We start from the raw sequence: 11,466 nt of genomic DNA on the forward strand, positions 1-11,466 counted from the left end.
CTCCTAAATATACCAATTTCTTAAAAAAAGATTTTCAAAATCGAGTATTGATTCATCATACAACGGGTATCTTTGAACTCTTTTTTTATTTCTATAAACTTCAAAAATCAGCTTAACTCTTTTATGTTTACACTCATAAAGTTTTAACTCTACACCTGTATCATAGGCTATATCAAAGTAAACACCATTTTGGGAGGTACTCTCTTTACCCTCTTTTATATCAAAAATAAAAGTTAGATTATTTAGAGTCAATCTTAATTCAAAGCCTTCATTTTTTAAACTCTTTATTCTATCACCTTTTAGATATAAATATAGGTTTGACTCCCTATCAACTCCATAATAGAGATATTCAACAAATAAAGAAGAGGAATCCATAGTTGTAAACTCTTTTTTTATATCAATTCTACCACTATTTAACCACTCGAAGAAGTTGCTCATATTTCCATCTACAGTTGGAGCAACAAAATCTGTAGGTTTTATATCTATTAGTTTCCCTTTGTCTCTTTTTACAATTGGAGTATAAATCTCTTTAGGAACTTCAATCTCCATAAGTTCAAAAATATTTTTCAAATGGGCTCTAAACTGTTCATCAAATTGATGGTTAAGCTCAGTATAATGATCATCTCCATACCACCAAAACCAGTCACTTCCAAGGGCAACAAGAAACTCTTTATTGATTTTTTCAATAAGTTCTTCACTCAAATTCTCTTTTATTCCATCAAAAGAGAGTTTAGTCATATCTAAAAGTTCCCAAGCTCTATTTTTCTCTCCACTTCCTATCCAAATATCAAAGTTCCCACTAATCCAGCTACCACTTGCTAACCAATAAAGAGAGTTTGCTTTTAAATCTTCACACTTAGAAATCTCATCAAACAAAGTTAGTTCACACCAACTTTGAGCACTTAGAAGTTTATATAACTCTTCAAAAAAGTTTTGGGCATTGTTTGGATAAAACTCCCAAGCATTTTCCCCATCTAAAATGACTGGAACAACTACAGATTCTTGTGCATTGTAGTAAATGTTTTTTAGATGTGAAACAAAGTCACCTGCCGCAGCTTTTGCACTTTTTTTACTAAACTCAAAACCTATTAAGTCACTTAAATATTTATCTCTAAAAAATAGGTTTACTCTTCCCTCTTTAGTATCCAGATAATATGGCTTATAAAGGGCTTCTTTTTTTGAGCTATTCAGAGTTTTAAAAAGTATCTCTTCGTCACTACAAGCCCATTTCACTCCATTTTTTGCCAGAAGATTTATGGTTTTTTCACTTACACTTCCCTCACTTGGCCAAAATCCAATTGGAGCTTGTCCAAACTTATTTTCAAAGTAAGAAACAGCCTTTTCAACTTGCATATTTGCAAACTCATCATAACTTGCTCCGCTAGAAAAAGGTAAAGCCACATCTGCTCTTGCTTCAACTGCACTTTTTCTATCTAAAAGTAGAGGTAAAATAGGATGATAAAAAGGTGTTGTTGACACAGAAATTTTACCCTCTTTAAAAAGAGTATTATAATAAGGGATAATCTCTTTTAAAAAATTAAACATTGTATTTAATAGCTCTGTCTTTTGAGTTTGGTCATAAGTGCTTTTTTGATTTAAAAGATTTTGCACAATCCCATTATTTTGTCTTAAATAGTTTCCACACCAGCTAAGTAGAAATAGTACCTCTAAATCTAATATTTCATCATCGGAAAAGATTGAAAAGTTATTATTATTCATTCTATATTTTAATAACAACTCATAATATCTTGAAAAAGGTTTTATCATATACTCTTCGTTTGCCAAAAAGAGATACTCTTCTAAAAAATCTCTCTCATCTTTACTTAAGCTAACAATCTCTTTTTTCAAAATCTCTAAAAACTTGTCGTTGGCATTACCACTTATATACTCATCAATTTGCGCCATTAATGATGGGACTAAATTAAAGGTTGCTTTGATTTTTGGAAATTTCTCCATATACCAAGGAATATCATAGTAATCCTTGGTTGCATGCAAAAATACCCATGGCATTAAAGTAGTATTAGCACAATCATCTTTATAATATGGTTGGTGCATATGCCATAAAAATGACAAATATAGTTTTTTACTCACTGATCCACTTCTCTATTTTATCTTGATATGAGTAGAAAATTCTACCGGCACTCTTTTCATCTTCTGCCTGAACATAGAGATTTAAGTACTCATTGTGTTGGTCTGGTACCATCAAAATCCACTCTTCATCATTCATCCAAATCTTAACCCCATCAACTGAAGAGATTTTTTTGTCTTTACCATCCTCTAAAAACTTCCTCATCATTTTTCCTTTTAAAGAGCTAGGACAAGGTATGTTTTCTCCTTTATAACAAAAATCAGGTAAATCTTTATGCAGTTTAGAGAGCTTTTTCCCTGACTTTTTAAGAAGCTCTAAAATTTTGAAACTTGTAAAAATAGAGTCCCTATTTAATCCAAATTCATTAAAGGCAAAATGCCCATCTGTATCTGCTATTAAATCATACTCTTTTAACTGCTCTGCTTTGAAGTTTGAGAGTTTTTCTCTATATACTTCAATATGATCATACTCTATAAAATCTGGTGCCCAAGCTGGAAGAATAACTTTTAATTTTCTATCTGTACTTTTATCTAAAAGAGCTAAAACTATCAAAAGAAGTTTATAGTCATAGATTAACTCACCTTTATTATCTATAACTTGAAGTTTGTGTCCATTTGGATAGATAAGAAATCCACAATCAAGGTTTAAACCTCTTACAATATGTTGCATATTCTCTTGGGTTTTTACAATATCGTTTGATTTACCCTTCTCTCTTCTATGGGCATTTAAAATTATATTATCAATTCCAAGTTCATTTATTATTCTTGGATAGATATCAGAGGTTGATCCATTCATAATATCAACTGCAACTTTCTGTTCGCAGTTTTTAAATAGGGTTTTATCAAAAGAGTCTTCAATAGCTTTTATATATAACTCTCTTAGATTTTTATCCTCTGTAATTGAACCAATCTCATCATATTTCACTTTTCTAAAGTTTTCTCTAAAGAAAATTCTCTCTATTGATTGGGCAAGTTTACTATCTAAAACTAAACCTTCATTTGTAAAAAAGATAATCTCAGTTTGAGTTGGATCAAAAACAGATTGCCTTAAGTGTACTCCTGCTATTACATCTTCATTTTTACTTAAAGCTTGTCTCATAACATTTGAAGGAACATTGTATGGGTCAACAATATTAACACCCGTTGATAAAATACCTGCTACAAAGGCTCTTTTTAACATAAATGTAGATTTGTGATAATCCCTTGATACATAGATATTGCAGCCTTGAGGCAAAATCGTCCCAAAAGCTTCTGCAAGTTTTGTAGTCATCTCGCACGAAAGTTCAATATTTGTTCTACCAACTACCGCACCATCTTCAAAGATTGATGATTTATATTTATTCCCCCAAATAATGTTTGCACTAACAACAGATGATGCTTCAATCTCTTTATCAGGCCACATAATAATATCTTTTTCAAAAGATACTTTTTTGTTTACAATACACTTTTCAGCCATAATAACACCAAAAGGTATTTTGCTCTCATCTTTTATAATATTATCATTACAAATTACAGAGTTATTAACTTTAACTTTAACTCCAATTTTTACATCATCCCATAAAACTGAATCAATAATCTCTGAGTGTTTACCAATCTTTGAATTATCACCAATTATACAATTTTTTAAAGTTACACCCTCATCAACAAATACATTTTTACCTAAAATAACTGTACCTTCAACTCTAACTTTTTTATTTAGCTTAACTCCTGATTCACTATAAACTATCCCATTATCAATCTCTTTTGCATAACCCTTATATGGAAGTGTAATCTCCCCATTAAAGATATCTTTATATACTTCTCTATAACTTTCAGGATTTCCAACATCTCTCCAATATCCACTTTCAGAACAACCCCAAAGAGGAATATCTTGTTTCATCATCAAAGGAAATAGATCCTTTGCAAAATCAAAATTGTGTTTATATGGTATTAAATCTAAAACTTCTGGTTCTATAATATAAATACCTGTATTAATAGTATCACTAAAAACTTCTCCCCAACTTGGCTTTTCTAAAAATCTCTCTATTCTATGGTCTTCATTTGCGATCACAACGCCAAACTGTAAAGGATTTTCAACAGAAGTTAGTGTAATAGTTAGTTTTGAGTTTTTCTTTTCGTGAAAATTTTGAATATTTTTAAAATCAAAATTTGTTACCAAATCTCCACTAACAATTATAAAAGTCTCATCTAAAAACTCTTTTGCAAATGCTACTGCTCCTGCTGTTCCATAATCATCATCTGGTAAAAAATAGGTTATTTTTACCCCTAAATCTTTTCCATCTTTAAAATGATTTTTTATAATCTCTGGCTTGAAATACAGTAAAACTCCAATTTCAGTAATACCAAGTTCATCTCTAAGTTTGATGATAATATGTTCCATCATAGGTCTATTCAATATTGGTAGCATTGGTTTAGGAACAGCATTTGTTAATGGCTGTATTCTTGTTCCGAAACCTCCAGCTAGTACTATTGCTTTCATTTTTTACCTTTCGTTTTAGATTTTTTGTTTTTAGTTAACTAATCTTTTTGCAAGCTCTAATAAATCTTCTCTTATTTTATATTTTTGTGAATTTACATGTTCAATTGAAACAAATTCAAACTCACTCTTTTTATAAACAATTACACTTCCCTCTTTATGATCTGACAAAAGTTTATCTATTGAATAAGAGACAAATTCTGAAGCCATCAATCTATCAAATACAGTAGGATTTCCTCCCCTTTGTACATGTCCTAAAATTGTAGCTCTTGTCTCTATTCCAATATCCTCTTCTAGCCATCTTACAAGATTAGGTGTAGATATACATTTGTCTTTATTGCATCCTTCTGCAACTAAACAAACTATATATTTTCTTCCATTTGCAAGTTCCCCTTTAAGTCTCTTTCCAATTGAGTCTAAATCATACTCTAACTCAGGGATAATACAAATCTCAGCTCCACAAGTAATAGCAGATACCAATGCCAAGTATCCACAATCTCTACCCATGGTTTCAATAACACAAGCTCTTCTAAATGAAGCAGAAGTATCTCTTACTGCATCTGTTGCTTGTCTTATTATATTTAGTGCAGTATCAACACCTAAGCAATATTCTGTTCCATAAATATCATTATCAATTGTTGCAGGAATTCCCACAAAATTTACACCAAAATCTTTATGAAACTGATTTAAAGCTCTAAAAGAGCCATCTCCACCTAAAATTACTATTTTATCAATGCCGTGTTTTTGTAAGTTTTCAAAAGCTTGCTTTCTATATTCATATTCAAAAAATCTTTTAGACCTAGATGATCTTATCTTTGTTCCACCTTCATGCATTATTCCTGCAACATCTTCATATGTTGCAGCCTTAATTGCACCATCTATTAACCCTTCTAAACCATCATAAATCAGATAAGGTTGAACTTCATTAGTGTAGCAGTAATCTACAAATTGTTTAATTGCAGGGTTCATCCCTGCGCAGTCTCCCCCAGAAGTCATTATTGCTATTGCCATTTTTTACCCTATATATTAATATTGTCCAACAAATAGTGTCATATCTACTAATCTACTTGTATACCCCCATTCATTATCATACCAAGCTAATACTTTTACTGTTTTACCATCAACAACAGAAGTCATATCAGGAACAAAAGTTGAAGAGTATGCACTTCCTATAAAATCACTTGAAACTCTCATATCATTGTCAATCTCAATTAATCCCTCAAATTCAGCTTGACTAGCTAATACCATCGCTTTATTTATATCCTCTTTTGTAACCTCTTTTTTAAGATTTACAGTTAAATCAACAATTGATACATCAGCTGTTGGTACTCTCATTGCATAACCATTTAGTTTTCCCAATAGATGTGGCATAACTTTTCCAATAGCTTTAGCTGCACCTGTTGTAGTTGGAATCATATTAAGTGCTGCTGCTCTTGCTCTTCTTTTATCTTTATTATGTTTTACATCTAAAATATTTTGATCATTTGTATATGAGTGAATAGTTGTCATAAGTCCATTTTCAATACCAAATTTTTCATCTAATACTTTACAAATTGGTGCTAAACAGTTTGTTGTACAAGAGGCATTAGAGATAATAGCTTCACCTTTATACTCATCTGTATTTATATTTAAAACATATGTTGGTGTGTCATCTTTTGCTGGTGCACTCATTACAACTTTTTGAACTCCACCATGTAAATACGCTTCACACTTTTGTGTAGTTAAAAATGCTCCTGTACACTCAATAACAACAGTTGCTCCGCATCCACCAAAATCTATATTTTTTGGATCTCTGTCTGAGAAAACTCTTACATCACAACCATTAATACTAATATGTTGTTCGTCAATAATCTCAGCTTCAACTCCCATATGAACACTATCATACTTTAATAGATATATTAACATATCCAAATCAGTTGTAGTATTTATTGCCACTAACTCTATATCACTTCTTTGAGCTATAATTTTAGCTGCAATAAGACCTATTCTTCCTGTACCATTGATTGCTACTTTTAGTGCCATATTTTTTCCTTTTTATTTTTATTATAATAAATTTAATAAACAATTATATTATAATACATAACAAAAATTACATTATAATTGCAAATGTGTATAATGTAATCATTTTGTAAATGACTAATATTATTATATTTAAGTAAAATAAAATATTAATATAAAATAATCATTTATTTTAAATTTTTTAAGGAATACGATGCAAACAAATCTTCTTTTTGGGATACACTGCCATCAACCCGTTGATAATTTCGATAAAGTTGTATACGAAATTATAGAGAAATCTTATAAACCTTTTTTTGAGATTTTAAAAGATTATCCCCAGTTTAGATGTTCAGTTCATTTTAGTGGTTGGCTTTTTGAATTTATAAAAAACAATGAAAAGGAGCTTTTTAATTTAATAAAAAAACTTAGCCCTCAAATTGAATTTTTTACAGGTGGTTATTATGAACCTATTTTGGCCTCAATTCCAAGTCATGATAGGGTTGCACAAATAAATAAACTCTCAAATTTTATAGTTGAAAACTTTAATCAAAAACCAAGAGGATTGTGGCTTACTGAGAGAATTTGGGATGACTCAATTATCGATGATCTAAAAAAATGTGAAATTGATTATGTGATTGTTGACGATTATCATTTAATAGCTTCAGGTTTTAATAAATATGAACTAAACGGATATTTTTTAACTGAAAATAGTAATAACCAAATTGCACTATTTCCTATAAGTAAAGACTTAAGATACATTATCCCTTTTGCAACTGTAGAGAATAGTATAAACAAATTAAAAGAGTTTGCAAATTATGAGGGTAAAAATGCTGCAATAATCTTTGATGATGGTGAAAAATTTGGTGTTTGGCCAAAAACTTATGAAAAAGTTTATGAAAAAAAATGGCTTAAAAACTTTTTTGAAAAATGTATTGAAGATGAGACAATAAATGTCACAACTTATTCTGAATTTTTTGATAAAAACAAAGCTATTTCATTGTCATATCTTCCAACTGTTTCATACCATGAAATGGGAGAGTGGTCAACTCTACCAAATATCTCTAAAGATTATTTGGATTTAATCCATGAACACTCTGATAGAGAGTATCTAATAAGAGGTGGTATTTGGAAAAACTTCTTTATCAAATATAATGAGAGCAACTGGATTCATAAAAGAGCATTAGAACTTTCAAAAGTTGAAAACCAAAATGAACAATTTAAAGATTTTCTTTATAGAACCCAATGCAACGATGTACTATGGCATGGTGTTTTTGGAGGAATTTATCTTCCAAATCTTAGAGATAATGCCTACAAATATATAATAAAATGTGAAAATCTACTTGATATTAAAAGTGGTTACACTAAAAGTGATATAAATATGGACTCTTATGAAGAGTATAAGTTTTATACTCCTGAATTAATCACAATTATTGACCCAAAAATGGGTGGACAGATTGTTGAGTTTGATATAAGAAAAAAAGAGTTCAATCTTCAAAATACCCTTACAAGATACCATGAAACTTATCATAATAAAATACAAAGAGTTGAAGAGAACAGTGATGAAGTTTTAGAAAAAAAAGAGAGTGATGAAGAGATTGCAACAATTCATAACGACAACATCCTTGCAACTACTGAAGATATTGAACTGTTTTCAGATTGGTATATCAAAAAATCTGCAATTGACCATATTACCGATAGAGGTTTTACAAGAGCAGAGTTTAAATCTTGTACTTTTCAAGAGTATGGAGATTTTGCAAATCAACCATTTGAGGTAGTTGAAACTACCCAAAATAGTATTAAACTTAAAAGAGATGGAGGCATTTATAGGATTTCAAAAAAAGATACAACTTTAACTAAAACTTTTACTTTTGAAAATCGAAAAATTCACTCTAATATTAATATCCAAACAGATGAAATCTCTGTAATGAGATATCTATTGGAGTTTAATTTTCATTTCCAAGATTATGAGATTTTGACTGTTAATGGACACAATATAGGAGAGAGTTTGCACTTTGAAAATTCACAACTTACAATTTTAGACCAGTCTTTAAACAAAACAATAACATTTCATTTTGATCAATGTATTGAGATGTATGTTTATCCGGTTAAAAGTGTAAGTCAGAGTGAATCGGGAGTTGATTATACTATTCAAGGTATTGCTTTTGGTTTTGCTAAAGATTTTAGCACTCAATTAGATTTGAAATATACTATTGAAGTTCAATAAAAAGGAGAATAGAATGAGAGTTTACGGTATTAAAAGTTGCCCAAGTGTTAAAAAAGCTAAAGCTTTTTTCGATGAGAATAATATCTGCTATGAGTTTATAGACCTGACAAAAGAACCTGTTGATCTACCAAAAATTGAGAACTGGCAAAGATTTATACCTGCTACACAGATGTTAAATCCAAGAAGTAAAACCTATAAAGATTTAGGATTAAAAGATAAAAAAACTACAGAAAAAAAAGCTGTATCGATAATCTCTAAAGATAATGGAATTTTAAAAAGACCTATAATAGAACATGGACTAAATGGTGAAGAGAAGTTTACAATTGGCTTTGATGAAGAGGAGTATAAAACAACTTTTCTATCTTAAAACTTATTTGAAGTGGTATTTTGCCACTTCAAACCTCTACCTATCAAAAAAATACATTTCAGTGACAAATATTATATAAAGCTTAAAAAAATTAACTAAAAATTAACAAAATATTGATACTCTTTTTAAAGTAGGATTTCCTACCTAAAGTAAGTTTGGCGACTCATAGGTAGGAAATTTGGTACATAGATACCAATATTTATTATAGTTGATTATCTCTTTAAAATTAATATTGGTGTCTTTATAACAAAGGAGAAAAATGAAAAAAGCCATATTTTTATCAATTGGTCTAGCTTCACTGCTATTTGCAACTGAAGATTTAGGAGTTATTAGTGTTGACTCCTCTACAATTGATGATAAATTTAAATCTACATTAAGTGATATCTCATCAACTGCAATTGTAGATTCAAATGAAATTGAGAAAATCAACCCACAAAATATTGTTGAAGTTTTAAACTCGGTGCCTGGAATTACAGCTATGCAGACTGAAGGAGATATTGTTAAACTTCATATAAGAGGAGTTGATAACCAAGTATATATGGGAGAAAGACCTGGGGTTGCAGTTGTAATTGATGGAGTTCCTGTTCAAGAGACAACTGGAAAAATAAATATAGATTTAGAAAATATTGAAACAATCAAAGTTATTAAAGGTGGAGCTTCATATCTTTATGGAAATGATGCCATTGCAGGAGCCATTGTAATTACTACAAAAAGACCAAAAGGAGAAAACTCTAGCAAGGTAGAAACAGAGTTTGGAAGTTTTGGTTATCAAAAATATCTTGCTTCAACAAATAGAAGTTTTGAAAACTCTGCTCTTCAAATTCAAGGAAGTTATAAAACTACAAATGGTTATTGGGACAGAGCTTTTAATGATAATAAATCTTTTAGCAGTAAATATAACTACTATATAGATGATACAAGTGATATTATTTTTGGTTTAAGTTATAACAAAATAGATAGTGGTGATGGAAGTGGAGTTCATGGAGTTACAGCAGCAACAATTGACCCAAAAAGTGCAAGAGAGATTACTTACTCATCAGATTATGATACAACTCTTATTAAAACTTTTTTAACCTATTCAAAAGATTTTGAAGATAACTCAAACTTAATGGTTAGTACCTATAGATATCTTGATGATAAATCTTATCAATCTGGTTATGAAGATGCTAATGGTGATGGACTAGATGAATCACATGATTATGCAAATGATGAGAAATGGACACAAAATGGTATAAAAAGTGAATACAGATTTAGTTTTGAGAAAAGTGCTTTTATGGCAGGAGCTGATATTCAAAGAAATAAACAAGAATCAAGCAGTACACCTTTACACGCTGGATTAACATACTCAGCAGTAGATACAAATGAAGATGTAAATGCTATTTATGGAGAATTTAAATATAAAATAACAGATAATTTAACCTCAACATTAAATGCCAGATATGATAATATAAAGTATGATTTGAAAAATCTTACTAAACCAGCTAGTAGTATAAAATCAACTTACGATGAAGGTTCATATAGAGCTGGATTAAATTATAAAATCAACTCAAATACAAACTTATATACAAGTATCTCTACAGGATTTAGAGCTCCAACAGCTGATCAAATAAGCAGTAATAGCGCTGATGGTTATACAACTGATATTAAATCTGAATCAGTATACAACTATGAAATAGGAGTAAAGGGTAGTTTAGGATTTGTAAATTATGATGCTTCAATCTATCAGCTAAACAGAGATGACTATATTGGGAAAAGCGCAGGAAACTATGTAAGACGTTCTGATGAAGCAAACTATTATGATAATGTTGCAGATATGGTAAGTAGAGGTTTCGAACTTGCTTTAAGTGGTGATTTATCAAAAGATTTAGGATTTAATTTAGCCTATACTTATTTGGATGCATATTTTACAAGATATAGTTTTAAACAGTATGTTTCAGTTGGAAATTACAATACCCTTGATCTCTCAAATAATCAAGTTCCTAGAACTCCTAAACATACAATTAATCTAAGATTTGATTATAAAGTTGGAGCTAATTTAACTCTGTCACCTGAGATTATTGCTAAAAGTAGTTATTACGCAGATGAAACAAACTACTACAAACAAGGTGGTTATGCTTTAGTAAATTTAAGAACTTCATATAAAGTTAACAAAAATCTTGAACTTTTTGGAAGAGTAGACAACCTTCTTGATAGAGACTATTATCAGTTTGTACAATTGACAAATAGTAGCGTAAGTTACACTATGGAAGATGCAACAATTATTGTCGGACCATCTAGGTCTTTTTATGTTGGGTTAAGATATAAATTTTAGGA

At 30.0% G+C, this 11,466-nt stretch carries 7 protein-coding genes; 3 read left to right on the top strand and 4 right to left on the bottom strand.

Annotated features, from left to right (window positions below):
- Positions 1-3: 3 nt before the first annotated feature.
- Genes AEBR_RS13920 through gap form a run of 4 tightly spaced genes read right to left on the bottom strand, consistent with a single transcriptional unit; the run spans position 4 to position 6,586 of the window.
- On the bottom strand, positions 4-2,091 hold the full coding sequence (locus tag AEBR_RS13920) for a glycoside hydrolase family 57 protein (RefSeq protein ID WP_129087362.1): 2,088 nt from the start codon (positions 2,089-2,091) through the stop codon (positions 4-6).
- The gene (locus tag AEBR_RS13925; RefSeq protein ID WP_129087361.1) at positions 2,084-4,567 is read right to left on the bottom strand and encodes a sugar phosphate nucleotidyltransferase; all 2,484 of its coding nucleotides are present in this window, start codon (positions 4,565-4,567) and stop codon (positions 2,084-2,086) included. Before AEBR_RS13925 ends, AEBR_RS13920 begins: the two co-directional genes overlap by 8 nt.
- A gap of 30 nt (positions 4,568-4,597) precedes the next feature.
- Positions 4,598-5,575 carry a 6-phosphofructokinase gene (locus tag AEBR_RS13930; RefSeq protein WP_129087360.1) on the bottom strand — a complete coding sequence of 326 codons (978 nt, stop codon included), beginning with the start codon at positions 5,573-5,575 and terminating at the stop codon, positions 4,598-4,600.
- A gap of 15 nt (positions 5,576-5,590) precedes the next feature.
- Positions 5,591-6,586: a type I glyceraldehyde-3-phosphate dehydrogenase gene (gene gap, locus AEBR_RS13935; RefSeq protein ID WP_129087359.1), complete on the bottom strand. Its 996-nt coding sequence runs from the start codon at positions 6,584-6,586 to the stop codon at positions 5,591-5,593.
- Positions 6,587-6,776: 190 nt separating this feature from the next.
- Here gap and AEBR_RS13940 point away from each other — a divergent pair, with 190 nt between their 5' ends.
- The 3 genes from AEBR_RS13940 to AEBR_RS13950 all read left to right on the top strand — a co-directional run bounded on the left by AEBR_RS13940 (position 6,777) and on the right by AEBR_RS13950 (position 11,464).
- Positions 6,777-8,786 carry an alpha-amylase/4-alpha-glucanotransferase domain-containing protein gene (locus tag AEBR_RS13940; RefSeq protein WP_129087358.1) on the top strand — a complete coding sequence of 670 codons (2,010 nt, stop codon included), beginning with the start codon at positions 6,777-6,779 and terminating at the stop codon, positions 8,784-8,786.
- 13 nt (positions 8,787-8,799) lie between these two features.
- Positions 8,800-9,153 (top strand): arsenate reductase family protein, encoded by a 354-nt coding sequence (locus tag AEBR_RS13945; RefSeq protein WP_128983251.1) that lies wholly within the window; start codon positions 8,800-8,802, stop codon positions 9,151-9,153.
- 259 nt (positions 9,154-9,412) lie between these two features.
- Positions 9,413-11,464: a TonB-dependent receptor gene (locus AEBR_RS13950; protein WP_129087357.1), complete on the top strand. Its 2,052-nt coding sequence runs from the start codon at positions 9,413-9,415 to the stop codon at positions 11,462-11,464.
- The last annotated feature ends 2 nt before the right edge of the window (positions 11,465-11,466 follow it).

The sequence above is a fragment of the Halarcobacter ebronensis genome (assembly GCF_013201825.1).
GTDB lineage: Bacteria > Campylobacterota > Campylobacteria > Campylobacterales > Arcobacteraceae > Halarcobacter > Halarcobacter ebronensis.